Annotated in this window: 22 protein-coding genes and 1 pseudogene; 11 read left to right on the top strand and 12 right to left on the bottom strand. The window is 72.6% G+C overall.

The genetic code is table 11. From position 1 onward, the window contains the following. The first annotated feature begins 11 nt into the window (after nucleotides 1-11). The 3 genes from ABD198_RS01255 to ABD198_RS01265 all read left to right on the top strand — a co-directional run bounded on the left by ABD198_RS01255 (nucleotide 12) and on the right by ABD198_RS01265 (nucleotide 1453). Complete coding sequence (locus ABD198_RS01255) at nucleotides 12-677, top strand: LutC/YkgG family protein (protein WP_343997392.1); 666 nt, start codon at nucleotides 12-14, stop codon at nucleotides 675-677. Nucleotides 678-750: 73 nt separating this feature from the next. Next, complete coding sequence (locus tag ABD198_RS01260) at nucleotides 751-1254, top strand: ATP-binding protein (RefSeq protein ID WP_343997393.1); 504 nt, start codon at nucleotides 751-753, stop codon at nucleotides 1252-1254. 1 nt (nucleotide 1255) lies between these two features. Next, on the top strand, nucleotides 1256-1453 hold the full coding sequence (locus ABD198_RS01265) for a hypothetical protein (RefSeq protein WP_343997394.1): 198 nt from the start codon (nucleotides 1256-1258) through the stop codon (nucleotides 1451-1453). 83 nt (nucleotides 1454-1536) lie between these two features. Here ABD198_RS01265 and ggt read toward each other — a convergent pair whose 3' ends face one another. After that, nucleotides 1537-3372, bottom strand: a complete 1836-nt coding sequence (ggt, locus tag ABD198_RS01270) for a gamma-glutamyltransferase (protein WP_343997395.1) — start codon at nucleotides 3370-3372, stop codon at nucleotides 1537-1539. Nucleotides 3373-3545: 173 nt separating this feature from the next. On the opposite strand from ggt, the gene ABD198_RS01275 reads away from it, so the two are divergent. Then, nucleotides 3546-4310: a hypothetical protein gene (locus ABD198_RS01275; protein ID WP_343997396.1), complete on the top strand. Its 765-nt coding sequence runs from the start codon at nucleotides 3546-3548 to the stop codon at nucleotides 4308-4310. Nucleotides 4311-4425: 115 nt separating this feature from the next. Further along, nucleotides 4426-5994, top strand: coding sequence for a CocE/NonD family hydrolase (locus ABD198_RS01280; RefSeq protein ID WP_343997397.1), 1569 nt, complete (start codon nucleotides 4426-4428; stop codon nucleotides 5992-5994). A gap of 178 nt (nucleotides 5995-6172) precedes the next feature. On the opposite strand, the gene ABD198_RS01285 is transcribed toward ABD198_RS01280, so the two are convergent. Continuing rightward, nucleotides 6173-6916, bottom strand: coding sequence for an amino acid ABC transporter ATP-binding protein (locus ABD198_RS01285; protein WP_343997398.1), 744 nt, complete (start codon nucleotides 6914-6916; stop codon nucleotides 6173-6175). Nucleotides 6917-7075: 159 nt separating this feature from the next. Then, the gene (locus tag ABD198_RS01290; RefSeq protein ID WP_343997399.1) at nucleotides 7076-7483 is read right to left on the bottom strand and encodes a DUF6278 family protein; all 408 of its coding nucleotides are present in this window, start codon (nucleotides 7481-7483) and stop codon (nucleotides 7076-7078) included. 195 nt (nucleotides 7484-7678) lie between these two features. On the opposite strand from ABD198_RS01290, the gene ABD198_RS01295 reads away from it, so the two are divergent. After that, entirely contained in the window at nucleotides 7679-9448 is a 1770-nt protein-coding gene (locus tag ABD198_RS01295; protein WP_425580393.1) for an SGNH/GDSL hydrolase family protein, read from the top strand. A 4-nt stretch (nucleotides 9449-9452) separates the two neighbouring features. Here ABD198_RS01295 and ABD198_RS01300 read toward each other — a convergent pair whose 3' ends face one another. The 4 genes and pseudogenes from ABD198_RS01300 to ABD198_RS01315 all read right to left on the bottom strand — a co-directional run. Further along, the gene (locus ABD198_RS01300) at nucleotides 9453-10232 is read right to left on the bottom strand and encodes an exodeoxyribonuclease III (protein ID WP_343997400.1); all 780 of its coding nucleotides are present in this window, start codon (nucleotides 10230-10232) and stop codon (nucleotides 9453-9455) included. A gap of 73 nt (nucleotides 10233-10305) precedes the next feature. Then, the gene (locus ABD198_RS01305) at nucleotides 10306-10941 is read right to left on the bottom strand and encodes an MBL fold metallo-hydrolase (RefSeq protein WP_343997401.1); all 636 of its coding nucleotides are present in this window, start codon (nucleotides 10939-10941) and stop codon (nucleotides 10306-10308) included. A 106-nt stretch (nucleotides 10942-11047) separates the two neighbouring features. After that, nucleotides 11048-12346 (bottom strand): bifunctional 3-oxoadipate enol-lactonase/4-carboxymuconolactone decarboxylase PcaDC, encoded by a 1299-nt coding sequence (gene pcaDC / locus ABD198_RS01310; protein WP_343997402.1) that lies wholly within the window; start codon nucleotides 12344-12346, stop codon nucleotides 11048-11050. 292 nt (nucleotides 12347-12638) lie between these two features. Next, nucleotides 12639-12767: pseudogene (locus ABD198_RS01315) on the bottom strand (RNA polymerase subunit sigma-24); the annotation flags it as partial. Nucleotides 12768-12999: 232 nt separating this feature from the next. Between ABD198_RS01315 and ABD198_RS01320 the strand changes: the two are divergent. Further along, complete coding sequence (locus tag ABD198_RS01320; RefSeq protein WP_343997403.1) at nucleotides 13000-14124, top strand: methyltransferase; 1125 nt, start codon at nucleotides 13000-13002, stop codon at nucleotides 14122-14124. 195 nt (nucleotides 14125-14319) lie between these two features. Here ABD198_RS01320 and ABD198_RS01325 read toward each other — a convergent pair whose 3' ends face one another. Further along, the gene (locus ABD198_RS01325) at nucleotides 14320-14814 is read right to left on the bottom strand and encodes a PaaI family thioesterase (RefSeq protein WP_343997404.1); all 495 of its coding nucleotides are present in this window, start codon (nucleotides 14812-14814) and stop codon (nucleotides 14320-14322) included. Nucleotides 14815-14921: 107 nt separating this feature from the next. Between ABD198_RS01325 and ABD198_RS01330 the strand changes: the two genes are divergently transcribed. Continuing rightward, on the top strand, nucleotides 14922-15389 hold the full coding sequence (locus tag ABD198_RS01330; protein WP_343997492.1) for a winged helix-turn-helix transcriptional regulator: 468 nt from the start codon (nucleotides 14922-14924) through the stop codon (nucleotides 15387-15389). Nucleotides 15390-15396: 7 nt separating this feature from the next. On the opposite strand, the gene ABD198_RS01335 is transcribed toward ABD198_RS01330, so the two are convergent. After that, nucleotides 15397-15807, bottom strand: a complete 411-nt coding sequence (locus tag ABD198_RS01335) for a RidA family protein (RefSeq protein WP_343997406.1) — start codon at nucleotides 15805-15807, stop codon at nucleotides 15397-15399. A 57-nt stretch (nucleotides 15808-15864) separates the two neighbouring features. Beyond that, nucleotides 15865-16293 carry a hypothetical protein gene (locus ABD198_RS01340; RefSeq protein ID WP_343997407.1) on the bottom strand — a complete coding sequence of 143 codons (429 nt, stop codon included), beginning with the start codon at nucleotides 16291-16293 and terminating at the stop codon, nucleotides 15865-15867. A 156-nt stretch (nucleotides 16294-16449) separates the two neighbouring features. Here ABD198_RS01340 and ABD198_RS01345 point away from each other — a divergent pair, with 156 nt between their 5' ends. Together ABD198_RS01345 and ABD198_RS01350 are read left to right on the top strand one after the other, a co-directional pair. Then, entirely contained in the window at nucleotides 16450-17154 is a 705-nt protein-coding gene (locus tag ABD198_RS01345; RefSeq protein ID WP_343997408.1) for a helix-turn-helix transcriptional regulator, read from the top strand. 166 nt (nucleotides 17155-17320) lie between these two features. Continuing rightward, nucleotides 17321-18415, top strand: a complete 1095-nt coding sequence (locus tag ABD198_RS01350) for a carboxylate-amine ligase (protein WP_343997409.1) — start codon at nucleotides 17321-17323, stop codon at nucleotides 18413-18415. 65 nt (nucleotides 18416-18480) lie between these two features. On the opposite strand, the gene ABD198_RS01355 is transcribed toward ABD198_RS01350, so the two are convergent. Next, a complete protein-coding gene (locus ABD198_RS01355; RefSeq protein WP_343997411.1) occupies nucleotides 18481-18789 on the bottom strand; it encodes a hypothetical protein in 309 nt (102 codons plus the stop codon). A gap of 172 nt (nucleotides 18790-18961) precedes the next feature. Between ABD198_RS01355 and ABD198_RS01360 the strand changes: the two genes are divergently transcribed. Beyond that, nucleotides 18962-20293, top strand: a complete 1332-nt coding sequence (locus tag ABD198_RS01360) for a PP2C family protein-serine/threonine phosphatase (RefSeq protein ID WP_343997412.1) — start codon at nucleotides 18962-18964, stop codon at nucleotides 20291-20293. Nucleotides 20294-20330: 37 nt separating this feature from the next. Here ABD198_RS01360 and ABD198_RS01365 read toward each other — a convergent pair whose 3' ends face one another. Then, entirely contained in the window at nucleotides 20331-21416 is a 1086-nt protein-coding gene (locus ABD198_RS01365; RefSeq protein WP_343997413.1) for an alcohol dehydrogenase catalytic domain-containing protein, read from the bottom strand. Between the last annotated feature and the right edge of the window lie 18 nt (nucleotides 21417-21434).

A 21434-nucleotide genomic window follows, 5' to 3' on the forward strand; every position in this document is an offset into this window, starting at 1 on the left:
AGGAGGCAGTGATGAACGCCCGAACCGAGGTACTGGACCGGATCCGGCGTGCCCTGGCCGATGTGCCCGCGAACGAGCGCCCAGGGGACGTGCCCGTGCCCCGGAAGTACTCAAGAAGCGGTCCCACACCGGCCGGGTCCACGGCCACCGTGGACCTCTTCGCCGAACGGCTCGCCGAGTACGGGGCTTCGGCGCAGCTGGTGCCCGAAGGGGACGTCGCCTCGTATGTGGCCCGGTCCGTGGCAGGCTTCGGTGCCGGCCCGGTCGTGGTCCCCGGCGGCTTCCCGCCCGAGTGGCGGTCCGCGCTGGATCCCGACCGGGTGCTGACCGACGTACCCCGCCTGCCGGTCGCCGAACTGGACCGCTGCGGCGGGGTGGTGACGACCGCGGCCGCCGCCATCGCCTCGACCGGAACCCTGGTCCTGGACGGCGGCCCCGGCCAGGGCCGGCGCGCGCTGACCCTGGTGCCCGATGTGCATCTGTGTGTCGTACGCACCGGGCAGATCGTGGCGTCCGTGCCGGAGGCGCTCACCGTGCTGGATCCGTCCCGGCCCCTGACGTTCGTCTCCGGGCCGTCGGCCACCAGTGACATCGAACTCGACCGGGTGGAGGGGGTGCACGGCCCGCGCACGCTGGAAGTCCTCATCGTGGTCGAAGAGTCCGGGGAGGACCGATGAGGCCCGGTGAGGCTCGGAGAGTCATCTCCCCGGAACGAGAGTCATCTCCCCGCAACGAGGAGGGAGTCGAGCAGTGAAGTCCGCCCTTCACTCAGTACGGCGCAGGATCGCCGGACCGGCGGTGCGTCACCCGCTCGCGATGCTGCCGGCGCCCCGGCCCGGGAACCCCACGACGGCGGCCTGCTGCACGCTGCCCGCCGAGACACGGGCGGTGGCGAGGGCCAGGGCGTTCGCCCTGGAACGGCTGGCGGCATGGCGGCTCGCGGACGACACGGCCGAGGCGGCGAGCCTGATCGTCTCGGAGTTCGTCACCAACTCGGTCACGCACAGCGGGGCGCGGGACGTGACCCTGCGACTCGCCCGCTGCTGCGTGTCCCACCTGTGGATCGAGGTCGTCGACACCGGTGTCTGGCGCATTCGAGCGGAATCGAAGGCCAACGACCTCGCCGAGGGCGGACGCGGCCTGGCGCTGGTGGCCGCGATGTCGGAGGCCTTCGCGGTGCTCCACACCCGCGACGGCACACGCGCCTGGGCGCTGCTCACCGCCCCCACGGCATGCCCGAACGCACCACCGTGAGGTGCGGCGCTGTGCTCCCCGTACCCGGCTGCTGACCGGGCTGATGCGGCGAGCCGATGCCGAGCCGGAGCACCGCGCCTGCCTCGACAGGCCGGCGAAGGCCTGTCTGGAGCAGGGCATGGCCCGGCCGGGCGACAGCAGGCGCCTGGACGAGGCCCTCCGGACCGCCATACTGCGCCGCGCCGACCGCCACACCTGAATCACCGCTGAATCACCGCGACATGGCCCGGGGAGATGGGCGGCCGTGGCTGAGCAGCCGGCGGCAGCGACACCGCACCGGCGCTACCGCGCCGGACGGACCACCATCGCCGATCCCCCGCCCCGGCGCACCTTCTCCGCCGCGGTCAGCCACTTGCCGTCCGGCAGCCGCTGCACCCCCGTGACCGCACCGATCTCCGGGTTCGCCCTGAAGCTGTGCCCCTTCGCCTCCAGCTGCCTGATCACATCATCGCCGAACCCGGGTTCCAGGTCCGTCTGCGCCGCGTTCCGCTGGCTGGCCCGCGGCGCGGCGATCGCCTCGACCAGCGGCAGCCCCCGGTCGAGGAACCCGGTGAGCGTCTGCAGCACGGTGGTGATGATGGTCGAGCCACCGGGCGAACCGAGCGCCACCACCGGCTTGTCGTGCCGGTCGAGGACGATCGTCGGCGACATCGACGAGCGGGGCCGCTTGCCGGGCCCCGGCAGGTTCGGGTCGTGCACGGCCGGGTCGGCCGGCGCGAAGGAGAAGTCTGTCAGCTCGTTGTTGAGCAGGAAGCCCCGGTTCGGCACGGTGATGCCGCTGCCGCCGGTCTGCTCGATGGTGAGCGTGTAGGAGACGACGTTGCCCCACCGGTCCGCGGTGGTCAGATGCGTGGTGCTCTGCCCCTCGTACGTGGTCGGCACCGCCTTGCCGCCCGTCCCGCACGGCCGCGGGCTGCGCGGGTCCCCGGGTGCGAGCGGGCTGCTGAGCACGGCGTCGTCCTTGATGAGGCATTCCCGCGAGTCGGCGAACCTCTGGGAGAGCAGCTCCTCGGTCGGCACGTCCTCGAAGGCGGGATCGCCGACCCAGCGCCCCCGGTCGGCGAAGGCGATCCGGCTCGCCTCGATGAAGCGGTGCAGGTACCGCACCTCGCTCGCGCGGGACAGGTCGGTGCGCTCCAGGATGTTGAGCGCCTCGCCGACGGTGGTGCCGCCGGAGGACGAGGGGGCCATGGAGTAGACGCCGAGCCCGCGGTAGGAGATCTTCGTGGGCCGCTGGAGCTTGGTCCGGTAGGCGGCGAGGTCCTTGCGGGACAGGTCGCCGGGGCGGGCGTTCCAGCCCGAGGCCGGGTCGACGGGCGGCTTGTTGACGGTGTTGACGATGTCCCGGCCGATGTCGCCCCGGTACAGCGCGTCGACGCCCTTGCGCCGCAACTCGGCGTAGGTGCGGGCGAGGTCGGGGTTCTTGAAAGTGGAGCCGACCTCCGGGAGCCGCCCGCCGGGCAGGAACAGCTCGGCGGTGTCGGGGAAGTAGCGGAAGCGGGTCTCGTTGGCGGCGGTCTGCGTGCGGAAGGTCTCGTCGACGGTGAAGCCCTCGCGGGCGAGCCGTTCGGCGGGTTTCAGGACCGTGCCGAGCCTGCTGCGGCCCCACTTGTCGAGGGCGCGCTGCCAGGTGGCGGGCGTGCCCGGGGTGCCGACGGAGAGGCCGCTGCTGACCGCCTCGGCGAAGGGGATGGGCTTGCCGTTCTCCAGGAACAGCCCGGAGTCGGCGGTCAGGGGCGCGGTCTCGCGGCCGTCGATGGTGTGCACGGTGCGCGAGCGGGCGTCGTAGTAGACGAAGTAGCCGCCTCCGCCGATGCCGGCCGAGTAGGGCTCGGTGACGCCGAGCGCGGCGGCGGTGGCGACGGCCGCGTCGACCGCGTTGCCGCCCCTGCGCAGGATCTCGATGCCGGCGGCGGTGGCGTCGGGGTCGACGCTGGAGACCGCGCCGCCGTAGCCGACGGCCACGGGTGTCTTGGGAACAGGACTGCCGGGGCCGCCGGGACCGCCCGGTCCGCCCGTGCCGCCCGAGGGCCCGCCGGGCGGCACCGCCGCTCCGACCGAGACCACGGCCGCCGAGACCGCCAGGACCGCCAGTTTCCGTGCCACAGGACGACGCATCCGCACCTCCGGTGAGGGACCGTCCGGGCAGCTTAATTCATCGCCATGCCCTCGTCAGGAAGGCCGACGGGCGTGCCGCGCATCTCGCTCGGGCATCGTCCCGGTTCCCCGCTCGCATCATTCCGGGTACGGGTCGAACGCGAGTTTGCGTGGGGCCGCTAGCATGCGCGCCCATGACTGACGACGTACGCAACATCGTTCTGGCCGCAGTGGCGGCCGGCATCTGTGCCGTTCTGGGCTGGATGGCCCGTACATATCTCTGGAATCGGAAGCTCCGCCGCAAACAGGCCTTCTTCGGGCTGCCGGAGAACTCCGAGTCGCTGCTCGTCGTCAACCGCGATGCCGCCTCGTCGGAGCCCGCGGTGCACCGCTTCGACGTGTTCTCGCTGCTCGAACTGGCCGCGATCGTGAAGGACTGCGGGGCGCATGTGCAGGTGGTGACGCAGGACGCGGTGCACCAGGGCTTCGGTGAGCGCACGGAGTTCTGCCTGGGCGCTCCCGGCTCGAACCGGAGGCTGGTCGCCCACATGGCGGCGATGCTGCCGGGGGTGCGGGTCAATGCGGATCCGGAGGCGGGGCCGGACCGGGGCGCCTTCCAGATCGGCGGCGAGCGCTACCGCTTGGAGCCGGGCGTCACCGAGTACGTGATCCTGGCCCGTCTGACGGCCGGTGAGCGGCGCGAGGCGCGGCCGGTGTTCCTGTTCTGCGGCCAGCGGGCGATCACCAACCAGGCCGCCACCCGGTATCTGGCCCGCCACCACGAGCGGCTGGCCCGCAAGTACGGTGCGCGCTCCTTCGTGCTGCTGCTGAAGGTGGTCAACTCGCAGGCGTACGGCCCGGACGTGGTGGAGCTGGTCGGGGACGTGACCAAGGCGGCGCAGACGCCACTGCCGGCTCCGGCGGCGCAGAAAGCACAGAAGGCACACTCGGAATCCTGACGTCCGCCACCATTCAACAATCGTTACTGGCACGTAACTTACCGATGGGTTACCCCTGGTAAGGCGAGAAGGTTACCGTCTGGTCACTTTGCACTGACACGAGTGAGGAGTGACCGTGGGACCCCACCGCAAGGCCCTGCGCACGACCGCCGTGGGCGCCGTGTCGGCGACCCTGATCGCCGGAAGCGCCCTCCAGCTCGCCCCCACCGCCCAGGCAGCCCCGAACCCGGTCCGCTTCGTCGACATCACCGGCGACGGCGGCACGGTCCTCAAGGCCAACGTCGTCACCCCCAAGGGCGCCGACGGCAGGACCCGTTACCCGCTCATCGTGCTCCCCACCAGCTGGGGGCTCCCGCAGATCGAGTACCTGGCCCAGGCACAGCAGCTCGCCGACTCCGGATACGTCGTGGTCACCTACAACGTGCGCGGCTTCTGGCAGTCGGGCGGCGAGATCGAGGTCGCCGGACCCCGCGACACGGCCGACGCCTCACGCGTGATCGACTGGGCGCTCGCCCACACCCCGGCCGACGAGCGGCGCATCGGCATGGCGGGCGTCTCCTACGGCGCCGGGATCAGCCTGCTCGCCGCCGCGCACGACGAGCGGGTCAAGGTGGTGGCCGCGCTCAGCGGCTGGGCCGATCTGATCGGCTCGATCTACTCCGGGCGCACCCAGTCCGTGCAGGCCGCCGCGGTGCTCGACGGCGCGGGCCGGGTCACCGGCCGGCAGAGCGAGGAACTGCGGTCCATCTTCGCCGACTTCTACGCCTCGAACCTCTCGCGCGAGCAGGAGATCATCGAGTGGGGGAAGAAGCGTTCGCCCGGGACCTATGTGGACCGGCTCAACCGCAACGGCACGGCGGTGATGCTCGCCAACGCCTGGGGCGACACCATCTTCCCGCCCAACCACTACACCGACTTCTACGAGAAGCTCACCGGCCCCAAGCGGCTGCAGATGCGCCCCGGTGACCACGCCACCCCCGAGATCGCCGGCCTGCTGGGGCTGCCCAACGACGTCTGGCAGGACACCCGGCGCTGGTTCGACCACCATCTGCGGGGCGTCGCCAACGGCGTCGACCGCGAGGCCCCCGTCCGTCTCAAGCCCCGCTCCTCCGGCGGCTACGAGACCTACCCCGACTGGAAGTCGGTGGCCGCCACCAGCCGCAAGTTCGACCTCGCCGGCTCCACCACGATCCGCGCCAACGTCAACTCCGGCGCCGACGGCGGGACCGTGTTCCTCTCCAGCATCCTCGACCAGGTGGCTCAGCTGCCGCCGATGACGTACGTGCCGCTGCTGCCCAGACGCTGGGCCGCGGTCTGGCAGTCGGAGCGCTACGGCACGACGCAGCACATACGGGGGGCGGCGAAGCTGCACACCACCGTCACTCCGACCAAGCCGAGCGGCACCCTCGTCGCCTATCTGTACGACGTGGGGCCGCTCGGCCTGGGCAAGCTGGTCAGCAACGCGCCGTTCACCTTCCACGGGCGCACGCCCGGCAAGCCGTTCGGCGTCGACCTGGAGCTGTTCTCCACGGCCTACGACGTGCCCGCCGGACACCGGCTCGCCCTGGTCGTCGACACGGTGGACCCGCTCTACATCGAGCACAACCCGTCCGGCGCGCAGCTGACCTTCTCCTCGCCGGCGAACGACCCGTCGTATGTGACGGTGCCGCTGCGCGAGCAGTGATCTCCGGCTGCCGCCGGACGGGACTGGCCGATGCGGTCCGCCGCCCCGCGGGTCGGGGGCGGTGGGCCCCGCCCGGTGGCGGCGACCCCGCCCGAGTCGCGAAGTGCCCTGTCCCACCGCGGCGAAAGGCTCATCGTAGTCGAGGAACCGCGGTACGGATGGAATCGCGTCACGCCGCTCAGTGCTTGAGGATCTTGGAGAGGAAGTCCTTGGCCCGGTCGCTCTCCGGACGGGTGAAGAACTCGTCCGGCGTGCGGTCCTCGACGATACGGCCGTCGGCCATGAAGACGACCCGGTTGGCCGCCGAGCGGGCGAAGCCCATCTCGTGAGTGACCACGATCATCGTCATGCCGTCGGCGGCCAGCTGCCGCATGACCTCCAGGACCTCGTTGATCATCTCGGGGTCCAGGGCCGAGGTCGGCTCGTCGAAGAGCATCACCTTCGGCTCCATCGCCAGCGCCCGCGCGATCGCCACGCGCTGCTGCTGGCCGCCCGAGAGCTGCGCCGGGTACTTGTCCGCCTGGTTGGCCACGCCGACCCGGTCGAGCAGTTCGTGCGAACGCCGGTCGGCCTCCCCCTTCTTGCGGCCGCGGACCTTGACCTGCCCCAGGGAGACGTTCTGCAGGACGGTCTTGTGGGCGAACAGGTTGAACGACTGGAAGACCATGCCGACGTCGGCGCGCAGCCGCGCCAGTGCCTTTCCCTCCTCCGGCAGCGGCTGCCCGTCCACCAGGATCGTGCCGGACTGGATGGTCTCCAGCCGGTTGATCGCCCGGCACAGGGTCGACTTGCCCGACCCGGACGGGCCGATCACCACGACGACCTCCCCCCTGTCCACGGTGAGGTCGATGTCCTGCAGCACATGCAGGTCACCGAAGTACTTGTTGACAGCATGCAGTTCGATCAGCGGATCGCCGGCCATGACCACCCCTACTCATCCTCAGCCGTGCGGTGGTTGCCGCAACGTATCCAGCCAAGATCGCGTGGACGAAGCGACACGCACTTTTCCGGCATAAGCCGTATTTACGCCGTATTTATGTCAGCTGCTTCCCGGCGCGCTTCTCCTCACGTCCCCACGTCCTCACGTCTCCGAGACCTCGGCGTACAGCTGGGACAGCTCGGGCACGCCGCTGGCGGCCCAGGCGTGTCCCGCGTCCACGACGTCGAACTCCCGGCCGGAGGCCAGCCGCACGACGGGCTGGCCGTCGGAGCGGATCTCCCAGGCGGCGCCGGGCACGGTGCGCACGATGACGGTGCCGAGGTACAGGCCCGCGTCGTTGCCGAGCCAGGTCAGGGTCTCCTCGTCCTCCCGCCAGCCCGGGACCAGCTGGTCCAGCGCCTCCAGGGAGGCCGGGGAGTCGTCCAGCCGGACGCCCGCCCGGGACGCCTGGGAGCGCAGCAGTTCGCACTCGGCGAGGAGCTCCGCGATGCCCTCGGGATCGGGCAGCCCCGCCTTCCGGCGCCGGTGGCCCAGGAAAGGGATGTTCATACCTCCAGCCTGTCATTCGGACCGTGTCGCGCACCACAGGCGCGCGGACCGCCGGCCGGGCGGCTTCCGGGACCGTTGCACCCCCGGTCGGCGCATGGCACGTTGACCGCTCCGGTCACACTGTCTAGCTTCTCGTTGCGGTCCGCGTCCGGCGCCGATGACGGCAAGCCGGGTGGAGGGACGGGAGGAGCCGGTGTGCGCCGATGGATCCGGAAGGCCGTGGTCCTGGCGGCCACCTGCGCCTGGCTGGTGCCTGCGACGGTCGTACGGGCCGCGTCCGACCCGCCCCCGTTACCCCTGGAGCTGCTCTTCGACAACGTGGCCGTCAGCGAGGACGCCCGCCCGGACGAGGCGGACTTCGACGGCTTCGGCGCCTCCCTGTCCGCGCGGGACCTCACCGCGGCCGACTGGACTCCGGGCCGGGAACTCACCGTGCAGGGCGCCCGCCTGACCTGGCCGCGGTCCCGGCCGGGCGAGCCGGACAACGTACGGGCCGCCGGGCAGCGGGTGCGCCTGTACGGCGGGAGCGGGGACGCCCTCGCCTTCCTGGTGGCGGGCACGGCGGGCCGGGAGACCGGCGGTGCGGGCTCGGTCACCTACACCGACGGCAGCCGCAGCTCCTTCCGGCTGACGGCGCCCGACTGGCGCACCGGCCCCCTGGCCGAGAAGGCCGTCGCACTGCCGCACGTCAACACCGAGGACGGTCAACTCGCCGAGCGGGCCCGGCTGTATGTGCGGACGGTGCCGCTGCTGCCGGGGCGGTCCGTGGCCTCCGTGCGGCTGCCGCGGGCGCGCGGGCTGCATGTGTTCGCGCTGTCGGTGCGGGACATCTCGCGGGGCTGGAGCGGCAGTTGGGCGGCGTCCACGTCCGGCAGGACGAGCGTGGGCCCGTGGACGGACCGGACGCTGCGGCTGGTGGTGCACACCTCGGTGGGCGGGTCACGGATCCGGCTGCGGTTCGAGAACACCTTCGCGGACGAGCCGGTGCGCATCGGCGGGGCGACGGTGGCGGTGCGGGCGTCCGGCGCCGAGGCCCGCCGGGAGCCGGTGCGGCTGAGATTCCGGGGCCGCTCGGGGGTGGTGGTGCCGGCCGGGGCGCAGGCGTACAGCGACCCGCTGGGCTTCGAGGTGCCGGCGGACACCGATCTGCTGGTGAGCCTCCACCTTCCGGGCACGGTGCGGGACGCTCCCCTGCACGCCGAGGCCCTGCAGCGGTCGTATCTGAGCGAGCCGGGCGACCACACCGGCGACCGCTCCCCCGACGCGTTCCGGCCCGAGGTGACCACCTGGCCGCTGCTGACCGGGGTGGACGTCTCGGGCGGCCCGGGATCGGTGGTGGTGCTCGGGAACTCGATCACCGACGGGATCAGGTCGACGCCGGACGCCAACCGGCGCTGGACCGACGTCCTGGCCGACCGGCTGCGCGCCCAGCACACGGTGCCGCGCTTTGGGGTGCTCAACCACGGGATCTCCGGCAACCGGGTGCTCTCCGACCGGTATCCCGGTGACGGGGTGTCCTCCGACGTCGCCGGGGTGAGCGCGCTGCACCGCTTCGACCGGGACGTCCTCGCCCAGACCTCGGCCCGTACCGCGGTGGTGTTCATGGGCGTCAACGATCTGCGGTGGGGCTGGTCGCCGGATGAGGTGATCGAGGGCCTGCGCGAGCTGGTGGAGCGCGGCCGGGAGCGGGGCCTGCGGATGCTGGGGACGACGCTGCTGCCCTGCGAGGGCGAGTCGCGCTGCACGGCCCCCGTCGACGCGGGGCGGGTCGCGGTGAACGCGTGGATCCGCTCCTCGGGCGTCCTCGACGGCGTGCTGGACTTCGACGCGGTGCTGCGCGACCCGGAGCACCCGGCCCGGATGCTGCCCGCCTACGACAGCGGCGACCATCTGCACCCGGGCGACGCGGGCTACGCGGCGCTGGCCGGCTCGGTGGACCTTCGGGAGCTGGCGGCCGGGCCGTAGCCCGCTACACGTCCAGGTCCACCACGACCGGGGCGTGGTCCGAGGCGCCCTTGCCCTTGCGCTCCTCGCGGTCCACATAGGCGTCCTTGACCGCCTTGGCGAAGGGCTCGTTGCCGTACACCAGGTCGATGCGCATGCCCCGGTTCTTGGGGAAGCAGAGCTGGCGGTAGTCCCAGTAGGTGAAGGGGTGGTCGTACTTCAGCGGACGCGGGACGACGTCGGTCAGGCCGGTCTCGCGCAGCGAGGCGAGGGCAGCCCGCTCGGCGGGCGTGACATGGGTGGAGCCCTCGAAGGCGGCCCGGTCGTAGACGTCGTCGTCGGTGGGCGCGATGTTGTAGTCGCCGAGCACCGCGAACGGGCGGTCGCCCGCCGCGTCTCCGGCGACGGCGGCCTTCAGCGCCTCGATCCACTGGAGCTTGTAGGCGTAGTGCGGGTGGTCCACCTCGCGCCCGTTGGGCACGTACACCGACCACACGCGGACCGGGCCGCAGGTCGCGGAGATGGCGCGCGGCTCCACCGAGCCGTCGTAACCGGGGTCGCCGGGCAGGCCCTTGACGACGTCCTCGATGCCGACGCGGGAGAGCACCGCCACGCCGTTCCACCGGCCGGTGGCGTGGACCGCCGACTCGTAGCCCAGTTCGCGCAGTTGCTCGACCGGGAACTGCTCCTCGGCGACCTTGGCCTCCTGCAGGCACAGCACGTCCGTACCGCTGCTCTCCAGCCAGGCCAGCAGCCTCGGCAGGCGGGCGGTGATCGAGTTCACGTTCCAGGTCGCGATGCGCATGTCTCACAACCTACCCGGAGGGTCCGACAACGCTCGACCACCGCCCGCCGCACACCCGGTGACGTGCGGTTTCTCAGAGGTCGGCGGAGGCGCCCGGGTCGAGCCGGAAGTGCTCGGCGCCGCCGAGGTTGCCGATGTGCCGGTCGTAGATCGGGCGGGCGAGGTCGGTGAGCAGGGCGTCGTGGATGTCGTAGGCGCGCCGCGGGCGCACCTCGCGGACGTAGTCGATGACCTCCGCGACCTTGCTCCAGGGGGCCATCACCGGCAGCATCAGCGTCTCCACCGGATGGTCGGGCACGGTGAAGGCGTCGCCGGGGTGGAAGAGGGCGCCGCCGTCGACGAGGTAGCCGACGTTGGTGATGCGCGGGATGTCCGGGTGGATCACGGCGTGCAGCTCGCCGTGCACCTGCACGTCGAAGCCGGCGGCGCTGAAGGTGTCGCCGTGGCCGACGGTGTGGATGCGGCCGGGGAACGCCGGGGCGAGCTGGTCGGCGACGGCCTTCAGGGTCCACACCTGGACCCCGGGGTCGGCCTCGAGCGCGGCCCGCAGCCGCCCCTCGTCGAAGTGGTCGGGATGCTCGTGGGTGACCAGGATCGCCTCCGCACCGTGCGTGGCGTCCTCCTCGCTGAACCCTCCGGGGTCCAGCACGAGCACCCGTCCGTCCTTCTCCAGCCGGACGCAGGAGTGCGACTTCTTCGTGAGCTTCATGGGTCCATCCTGCATCGCCCTCCGGGGCGTTGCCTGACCGAACGTCCGCACGGCCGCCCCGTCCTCCGGTGGCCGCGCCCGGCCCCGTCTGCCCTCCGCCCGGCGGCTACTCCTGCGGGGTCGTCTCCTCCAGGACCACCTGCTGGGCGATGCGGAACGCGCGGCTGGCTGCCGGGATGCCGGCGTAGACCGCCCCTTGGAGCAGGACCTCCTTGATCTCGGCGGGGGTGAGGCCGTTGCGCAGGGCGGCACGGACGTGCACCGCGAGGTCGTCCAGATGGCCGCCGGCGAGCAGGGCGCCGAGCGTGACGCAGCTGCGGGCGCGCCGGTCGAGGCCGGGCCGGTCCCAGACCTCGCCCCAGGCGTAGCGGGTGACGAGCTCCTGGAAGTCGGCGGAGAAGTCGTCGGCCTCGGCCAGCACGCGGTCGACGTGGGCGTCGCCCAGCACCTCCCGGCGGATCTTGAGCCCGGCGTCGTACGGGTCGGGCCGTCCGCAGGTCTGCGGGTCCGGTGCGGCCGGGGCGATCTCGCCGACCGGGCCGGTCTGCGGCGGCACGGCGGCCAGGGCCGGCTGGGCGGCGCCGGCGGGGAGGGCGGTCTGGCCGGTGCCGTACTCGACGGCGGGCTGCCAGGCGGTGGAGAAGTGCCGCACCAGCAGGTCGGTGACGGCGGCGGGCTGCTCCACCGGCACCAGGTGGGAGGCGCCGGGCACCACGGCGAGCCGGGCGTCGGGGATGCCGGCGACCAGGGTGCGGGCCTCGGCGGGCCCGGTGACCTGGTCCTCGGAGCCGACCAGCACCAGGGTCGGCACACCGATCCGGCCCAGCTCGGCGCGGACGTCGAAGGAGGCGAGTGCCTCGCAGGCGGCGATGTAGCAGCCGGGGTCGGTGGTGCGCACCATCTGCACGGCCCACTCGGTGATGGCGGGCTGCGCGGCGGCGAAACCGCCGGTGAACCAGCGGTCGGGTGCGGTACGGGCCATCGGGTCCAGGCCGTTGGTCCGCACGATCACCCCGCGCTGGCGGAACTCGTCGGCGGTGCCGAAGCGGGGCGAGGCGGCGATCAGCGCCAGGGACGCCACGCGCTCGGGGTGCCGCAGCGCGAGCTCGGTCCCGATCGCCCCTCCGAGCGCGCACCCGGCGTACCCGAACCGCTGCACGCCGAGCCCGTCGAGGGTGGCGAGCAGCCGCTCCATGAGCTCACCGACGGAGTCGGCCGGATAGGCGGGGGCGCCGCCGTGCCCCGGCAGGTCGAACCGCATGACCCGCCACTGCTTGGTCAGCTCGGGGATCTGCCGGTCCCACATGTGCCAGGTGGTGCCGAGGGAAGGGCCCAGGATCAGTACGGGGAGGTGTTCCGGCCCGTCAAAGCGGTATTGCAGCGTTTCGGTCCTGGCTTCGGTCACGGGTTCACACCTTCATCTGTCACACACTGTCACACGTCCCCCGCGAGACCTCCCCATGCCTCCGCTGCCGGAGGCAGGCCCGCCACGTCCGGCTTCACGCACAACTTTTCGTCGCTCCTCGTCGACTTCACGTTCGTGTGCCCGGCCCCCATGGCGAGCAGGTGATCCGGCACCCCGCCTCTGGCGAGGAAGGTCAAGCATGACGCCCGAGCATCGTACAGACGGACCGTGCGAAGGCGGTTTTCGTCCGGCATTTTGCACGCCCGCGTCCGGGGCCCTGCTGCTCGGGAAGTCACTGCTTCTGCTTGCGGGCCTGCCTCACTTCCCGGTCCACGGCCCAGGCGTCGGCGACCGGACCGAGGTGGCCGAGCTTTTCGGGGTTGATGACCGAGCGGATGGTCGCGATCTGCCCGTCGAGCACCGAGGGACCAGGACCGGCACTCCGCCGCGCGCGAGGCCGTCGGCGCGGTGCTGGCCGATGTGCGACGGTGGACCGGCGGGCCGGCGACCGACGACCGGGCTGTCCTGGCCGTCCGGCGCGAACGCCCCGGACGGACCTGACGGACTGAACGGAGCTGACGGACCTGACGGACTGGACGGACCAGTCGGTCCGGATGGTCAACGGGCGGCGGCGCGCGGGGGATGATGAAGCGGTGAGCGACGACCAGAGCATTCACTGGCTCGACGGTTCGGGGAGGGAGCACTGCGCCCGGTGGCGGTCGGAGAGCGGCGGACCGCCACCGAAACAGGTGCTGGTGGCCGACGACCGGATGAACGCCGACACCGCCTTCCGCCTCGCCTGCGAGGGAACGTCGTTGCTGTGGCGCGGCGACTTCCACAACGCCCGTCAGCTGCTGAGCGCGATGGCGCGGCGCGCCGACCGGAAGCCCCCGAGACGGGGAACGTCACCGCAGCAGAGCTTCCATCTCTACCGCCAGGCCCAGTCGAGACGTGCCCGCATCCTGGGCATGCTGCTCCTGCCCGTGGAGGCCGGGCATGTGATCCCCCTGCGCCGGGCCCCGGACGTGCGACTGGCCTGCGAGCAGGCGTACGGGCCCTGTCAGGAACCGTATGTGGTGTCGCTGCGCGAGCTGCAGGGCGTCCTCGGGGCGGGCGAATGGCGCCGGAAGGGCGTCCACGTGCCGGCGCTCGGTGCGTCGGTCGTCCCGCACTACGGGGTCTTCTCCCCGGTGCGCGGCGAATACGTCGGCCTGGTGGCCGAGGCACCGCTGCCGTCGCGGGACACGGCCTTCGACATCGGTACCGGCACGGGTGTGCTCGCCGCCGTCCTGGCCCGGCGCGGCGTCCGGCAGGTCGTGGCCACGGACCTCGATCCCCGTGCCCTGGCCTGCGCGCGGCAGAACATCGACCGCCTGGGCGTGTCCGCCACCGTCGAAATCCGCCAAGCCGATCCGTTCCCCGATGGCCGGGCCTCGCTGATCGTCTGCAATCCCCCATGGCTACCCGGCCGGGCCCGGACGCCGCTGGAGCGCGCGGTGTACGACCCCGGAAGCCGGATGCTCCATGGCTTCCTCGACGGGCTGTCCGCCCACCTGGAACCGGGCGGTGAGGGCTGGCTCATCATCTCCGACCTCGCCGAGCGCCTCGGTCTGCGCGCCCCCACCGAGCTGACCGACCTGTTCACCCGGACCGGCCTGACGGTGGCGGGACGCCTCGACGCCCGGCCGCTGCACCCCCGCGCCCACGACACCGACGACCCGCTGCACGACGCCCGCAAGGCGGAAGTCACCTCGCTGTGGCGCCTGACGGCAGGCTGAGCACCGCCCGCTGGACTCTTCGGCCGAGCTGAGCACCCACCCGCCGGCCCCTTCGGCCGAGCTGGACACCGGCCGCCGGCCCCTTCGGCCGAGCTGAACGCGGCCCGCCGGACCCTTCGGCCGAGCTGAACGCGGCCCGCCGGCCCATCCGCAAGATCCGGCACAGCAACATGCCCCTCGCCGAGGCACGGCACCTCAGCGCGCCTGGACCGGAAAGAGCATGCAGCTGCTGGTCGCGTGGGCCAGCAGCCGGTCCTCGGAGTCGCGCAGCTCCGCCTGCGCCAGGGCGGTGCGGCGCCCGGAGTTGAGGACGGTGCCGATGGCGCGGACCTTCCCGGTGTCGACGGTGACGGGGCGCAGGAACTTCAGGGTCAGGTCGAGGGAGGTGTAGCCCATGCCCTGGGGCAGCACGGTCTGCACGGCGCAGCCGGCCGCCGAGTCCAGGAGCGTGGCGTAGACGCCGCCGTGGACGCTGCCGATCGGGTTGTAGTGCTCCTCGCCCGGCACCAGCGCGAAGACCGCCCGGCCGTACTCGGCCTCCTCGAGCGTGAAGCCCAGGGTGGCGGCGACCGGCGGGGCGGGCAGCTCCCCGTCCAGCATCTTCCGGATGAAGTCGAGACCGCTGTGATGAGGAACGGCTTCGGCGGAGACCGTGGGGTCCGCCCAGTCGTACGTCCGTGACCTGCGCATACCCGCTCCCGCCTCCGCTCGCCGCCGATCTGGCTTCAGAATATGAAGCTAGATGGGCGGGAAGCTGGCTGTCAATATCGAAGCCAGCCTAGGATGGGCCCATGCCCATGAACTGGCTGGAGACGAGCACCGAGAACTGCACGGTCCAGCGGACGCTGGAGCTGGTCGGCGAGAAGTGGTCGCTGCTGCTGCTCCGGGACGCCATGAACGGCGTCCGGCGCTTCGACGACTTCCGGCGGCACGTCGGGCTCTCCGAAGCCGTGCTCGCGGACCGGCTGCGCAAGTTGGTGGCCGCCGGGATCCTGGAGACCGTCGCCTACCGGGAGCCGGGCAGCCGGACCCGGCGGGAGTACCGGCTCACCCGCAAGGGCTGGGACCTGTGGCCCGCGATGATCGCCCTCAAGCAGTGGGGCGACCGCTACGCCGCGGACCCCGAGGGCCCGCCGCTGGAGGTCCGCCACGCCGACTGCGGCGAACCGCTCCAGGCAGTGATCATGTGCGGCAAGGACCACGGTCCCCTGACGCCCCCGCAGGCCCGCACCCGGCCGGGCCCTTCGGCACGTCCCCGGACCTGACGCGACGTCAGTCCGGCAGCGCCACGGTGAGGTCCACCTCGACGAGCTGTCCGGGAAAGCCCAACTGGGCGACGCCCAGCAGCGTGCTGGCGGTGGTGAACGCCGGCCCCAGTTCGGACTCGGTGAGCCGGCGCCATGCGGTCGCGAGCATCTCCCGCTCGTCGCTCCGCACATAGATCACCGACCGCACCACGTGGTGCGGCCGGGCATCGACAGCGGCCAGGGCGGTGAGCGCGTTCGCCACCACCTGGTCGACCTGCTCCTCGAGGGAACCGGCTCCGACGAGGTCGCCGTTCCGGTCGAGCGGGCACTGTCCCGCCAGGTGGGCCGTGCGCCCGGCCTCCACCACCGTGATGTGGTGATAGCCGGGCGTCTTGTGCAGTTGCTCGGGATTGATACGCGTGATCTTCTCGGTCATGCCCGCGAGTCTGCCGAGCGTGACGCCGGCACGCATCAGAATTCCCGGGCGGCGGCGCTACTGGGCGAGCAGCGTGATCCCCAGGGCGATCAGAGCGGCGACCTTGGCGGCCTCCAGGGCGACGTAGTACCAGTGGGCGCGCGAGCGGGGCACGTCCTCGCCGGCCAGGACCCGGTCCGAACGGCGGTTCAACCGGGGGCGCACCACGCCCAGTTGCACAAGCAGCAGCCCGGCCACCACCGCGGTGAGTGCCACGACCGCGGCCGGCGGACCGCCGACGGCCACCGCGATGACGACGGCGGCGGCCAGGAGGGCCTCCGCGAGGTTCAGTGCGCGGAAGACCAGGCGGCCGATGCCCAGCCCGATCCGGAGGGTGACCCCGGGAGCGCGGAACTTCAGGGGCGCCTCCAGGAAGGAGATCGCCAGCACCATGCCGAGCCAGACGAACACGACCGCGCCCGCTGTCGCGGCCGACGTGGTGTTCATGGATGCGTCGCCTCTCTGCCGTACCGGGAACCGAGTTTCTACGAATATACCTGTAATAATTCGCCGCGCGGGTGGGGTCCTTGAGCGGGAGAGCGAGGCCCTGCGCCCGCTTGACAGGGATCTGTTTCTACGATCCAGCTGTGTAAAATCGGCGGGGTGAGCGAGCGGACGTTGCAGGACCCGGTCGGCGCGCCCGTGGCGGGTGAGAGCCGGGCGCAGGTGCTCGACGTGCTGCGCGCCTCGCCCGGAGGCCTGGGTGTGCGGGAGATCGCCGAGCGGACCGGTCTGCACGCCAACACCGCCCGCTTCCACCTGGACACCCTCGTCAAGGAGGGGCTCGCCGAGCGCGGCACCGAGGGGGGCGGGCGGCCGGGCAGGCCCCGGGCCGTCTACCGCGCCGTCGCCTCCCGGACGCCGGCCGGCCGGCGCAGCTACCGTCTGCTCGCCCGGATGCTCACCGGCCTGGTCACCGAGGCCCTGCCGCAGCCGGCGCAGTCCGCGGTCACCGCGGGCGAGGCCTGGGGCCGCTATCTCGCCGACACTCCCCCGCCGTCGCGGCGCGTCGGCCACGACGAGGCAGTCCGGCGGCTGACCCGGGTGCTCACCGACGCCGGCTTCGCGCCCGGCTCCGTCCAGGAGCGGCCGGACCCGGTGATCCCGCTGCACCACTGCCCGTTCCGCGAGATCGCCGAGGAGCACCGCGAGGTGGTGTGCTCGCTGCATCTGGGGCTGATGCGGGGTGTCCTGAAGGAGGTGCGCGCGCCCGTGAGGGTGGACCGGCTGGAGCCGTTCGTCGAGCCCTCGCTGTGCCTGGCCCGTCTCACACGCACGCAAGAGGAGCAGGCGGACGGCACCCTCTGATCGCCCGGTGCGGCTGCGCGGCGGCCGGTCGGGGTTTACGGCGCGGCCGGGTGCGGCACTCGGGGGCCGCGGGCGACTCCCGTGAGGAGTTCTCGCGGTGCGATGCACCGGCCGGGCGCATCGGGAGCCAGTCCGGCGGCACGGCCGGGCGGAACATGAGGGCTCGATGACGACGATCGGTGTCGAAGAGGAATACCTGCTGCTCGACCCGGTCACGGGTCTGCCGGTACCCCTGGCGGACAAGGTGCGCGCCGGGGCAAGCCTGGGGCATCTGGCGGCCGACCAGGAGGTGCACAGCGACCTGCTGCAGGCGCAGATGAGCGTGGCCACCCCGGTGTGCGGAACGCTGGAGGAGGCCGGCGGGCATCTGCTGAGGCTCAGGCACGCGGTCGGCGCGGCCGCCGAGGCGCACGGCTGCCGGATCGCGGCCTGCGGCACACCCCCGCTGCGGCACGGGCACCCCATGGCCGTCACCGACCAGGCCCCCTACCGGGCCCTGCTGGCCCGGGCGCCCCAGCTGGTGGCGGAGCAGCTGGTCAACGGCATGCATGTGTACATCGGCGTCCCCAGCCGGGAGACCGGGGTGCAGGTGCTGAACCGGATCCGGGTGTGGCTGCCGGCCCTCACCGCGCTCTCCGCGAACTCCCCGCTGTGGGACGGTCATGACACCGGCTTCGCCAGCTGGCGCACCGTGGTCTCCGGCCGCTGGCCGGTGAGCGGCATGCCCCCGCGCTTCGCCGACCTCGCCGACCACGACCGGCGGGTGCGGCAGCTGCTGGACAGCGAGCTGATCTCGGACACCGGGCAGCTGTACTGGCAGGCCCGGCTGCCCGCCGAGCATCTCACCGTCGAGCTGCGGTGCCTGGATGTGCAGCTGCGCGCGGACGACGCGGTGATGGTGGCCGGCCTCGCCCGTGCCCTGGTGGAGACCGCGCTGGCCGAGACCGCCGCCAACGCGCCCGTCCTCGACTGCGACCAGGAGCTGCTGCAGGCGAGCCTGTGGCACGCGGCCCGCCATGGCCTGAGCACCACCCTGGTCGATCCCTCGGGCCGGCAGCGGCGGGCCGGGGAGATGCTGTACGAACTGCTGCGCCACGTCACTCCCGCGCTGGACGCCGCCGACGACACCCGGCAGGTGACGGCCCTGGTGCACCGGCTGCTGCAGAACGGCACGGGCGCCGACCGGCAGCGCTCCGCCCTGTCCCAGGGCGGTCTGCCCGCCGTCACCGCACTGATCACCGGCCGGGGAACCCTGCCCTGATCACCGGCCGGGTGCCCTGATCACCATCCGACCCCGACCTTGTCACAACAGCGACCGCAGGTTGTTCAGGGGCGCGGGCGGATGCGGCGCCACCGGGGGCGGGCGTCGGCGCCCCGGCGCCCGGCGACTGCGGCGCAGCGGCGGCACACCCGCTGCACCCGGTCGGCCGCGCCGCCGGACTCCGGGAAGACATCGGGCCAGGTCACGTGCGAGAAGCGGGTGAGCTGCGAGCGGCTGAGGGCCAGCCCGCACACGGTCTCGTTGCGCCCCGGCTCCCAGGCGTGGACCTCGCCGGCGGGCAGTCTGCGCCGGCCCTCCTCCTCGTCGGTCCACCGGCGGGAGGCGGCGACGGCGTACCGCTTGCCTCGTCCCACGTACTGCTCCCCTGCTCGCCGTGCCGGCCGGATCGGCGGACACTGGATTAAGGGTCCCACCAGAGCCGCCGTCCCACACGCGTGCGCCGGATGCCCGTGAGCAGGTACCCGGCGCGGGTGAGACTGCCGTGCCGGGTGAGATCCGGGCGCAGTGGCAGGTGAGGAGAGGGGTATGACGCCTTCCGCCGGCGAGGACGGGACCATGGGTGACTTGCCGCCGCTCATGAGTGACGAGGCCCTGGACCAGCTCCAGGCCGGGCTGGAGCGGCTGGCCCGCGCTCACGGGCGCCTGCGGTCGCTGCTGGACGCCGTGGTGACCATCGGCAGCGCCCTGGAACTGGACGTGGTGCTGAACGCCATCACGGACTCGGCCTGCAAGCTGGTCGACGCGCGCTATGCCGCCATCGGCGTCCTGGACGACGAGGGCGAGTTCGTCGAGCTGATCACCTCCGGGTTCGGGGCGGACCAGTACCGGGAGCAGGGGGACCCGGAGCTTCCCCACGGGACGGGGCTGCTGGGTGACCTGGTCCGGTATATCGAGCCGGTGCGGGTCGAGGACCTCGGCTCGCATCCCCGGGCGGCGGGCTTCCCCGAGGGGCATCCGGTGATGAAGACGCTGCTGGGCGTGCCGATCGTGGTGCGCCGCACCGTCTACGGCAACCTCTACCTCACCGACAAGAAGGGCGGTGGCCCCTTCACGGACGACGACGAGGAGATCGTCACGGCCCTGGCGAGCGCCGCGGGCGTGGCCATCGAGAACGCCCGCCTGTTCGAGCAACTGCGCCGGGCCACCGAGGAGTTCCAGCGCCGCCTGCTGCCCCCGCTGTCCGATCTGCCGGGCCTCGGCCTGCGGGCCCGCTACGAGCCCTCCACCCGGGCGCCCCGCATCGGCGGCGACTGGTACGACCTGATCCATCTGCCCGGCGGCATCCCCTGCCTCATGGTGGGCGACGTGATGGGCCACGGCCTGGAGTCGGCCACTCTGATGAGCCGGATCAGCAACGCCCTGCGGGTGATCGCCTACCAGGAGCAGGGGCCGCCGAGCCGCATCCTGGGGCGTCTGGACGAGCTCCTGCACGACATCCAGGGCGGACCGATGGCCACGGTGGTGGTGGCGCGTCTGGAGGCCCCCGCCGCCGACGGCAGCCGTCTGATGCGCTGGGCCCAGGCGGGCCATGTCCCGCCCCTCCTGGTCACGACGGATCACGAGGCCCGTTATCTGGACGCCGAGGCGGGCGGTCATCCCCTGGGCGTCGATCCGGGCCTGCTGCGGCCCGATCACGAGGTGGTCCTGCCGCCCGGGGCGACCGTCCTGCTGCACACGGACGGGCTGATCGAACACCGCGGCGAGTCCCTCGACGAGGGCATGCGCACCGCCGCCCATGTCGCGGCCCGGCACGCCGTCCTCCCGCTCGACACCCTGTGCGACGCCCTGCTGGCGGAACGCGCCGGCAACCTGCAGGACGACATCGCCCTGCTCGCCGCCCGCCTCCACACCCCGTGAACCGAACCTGCGCCGCCCGGCCCTACGCCGACGCCGGCTACCGGCCCTGCGCAGACGCCAGCTCCCGTCCCGTCTCCTGGCGCTCGGCCTCCGGCGCCCTCCGGTGCAGCACGACCTTCAGCGCGCCGGTGTCGGGACCGCTGGAGAAGGTGTCGTAGGCGTCCTCCGCGCGGTCGAGGCCGAACCGGTGCGTCACCAGCGGGGAGACCGTCAGGCGCCCCAGGGACAGCAGGTCGATCAGCCAGGGCGTGGAGGAGGTGTCCACCTGGCCGGTGCTGATCGTCACGTTCCTGCGCCACAGGCACTCGAGGTGCAGCGTGGCCGGCTTGCCGTGGTGGCCGATGTTGGCGAGGCGCCCGCCCGTGCGGACCGCGCGGGTGGCCAGCAGGAAGCTGTCGGGGTCGCCCGCCGCCTCGATGACCACGTCGGCTCCCGGCCCGTCGGAGAGGTCGGCGAGCAGCCGTCCGGGCAGCTGGGCGGCGTCGGCGCCGAGGCGCAGCGCGGCCCGCAGCCGGGCGTCGGACAGGTCCACGGCGACGATCCGCCGGGGTGCGTAGAGACGGGCGACGGACACGGCGGCCAGTCCCACCGGACCCGCACCCACGACCACGACCGTGTCTCCGGGGCCGACGCGTCCCTTGCGGACCCCCACCTCGTAGGCCGTGGGGAGGACTTCGGCGAGCAGGACGGCTTCGTCGAGGGAGAGGTGGGCGGGCCGGGGGTGGGTGGCGTGGTCCGCGAAGGGGACGCGCACGTACTCGGCCTGGGTCCCGTCGATGACGTTGCCGAGGACCCATCCCCCGCCGCCGCGGCACTGCCCGTAGCGGGAGTCGCGGCACGGCGCGCAGCGTCCGCAGCCGGAGACGGACGAGACGATCACCTGGTCCCCCGGCCGCCGCTCGTGCACCTCGCGCCCGACCTCGATCACCTCGCCGACGGCCTCGTGGCCGAGGACCGTCCCCGGTCGCACCTCGGGCAGTTCGCCTCGGCGGATGTGCAGATCACTGCCGCAGACGGTGGCCGCCTCGACACGTACCAGGGCGTCGGTGGCCTCCTGGACCGACGGATCCGGAACGGTGTCCCAGGAGATCCGCCCGGGACCGTGGTAGACGAGTCCTCGCATCGCTGCTCACTCCCTCGC

It is taken from the genome of Streptomyces thermocarboxydovorans, assembly GCF_039524635.1.
In the GTDB taxonomy this organism is placed as follows: domain Bacteria; phylum Actinomycetota; class Actinomycetes; order Streptomycetales; family Streptomycetaceae; genus Streptomyces; species Streptomyces thermocarboxydovorans.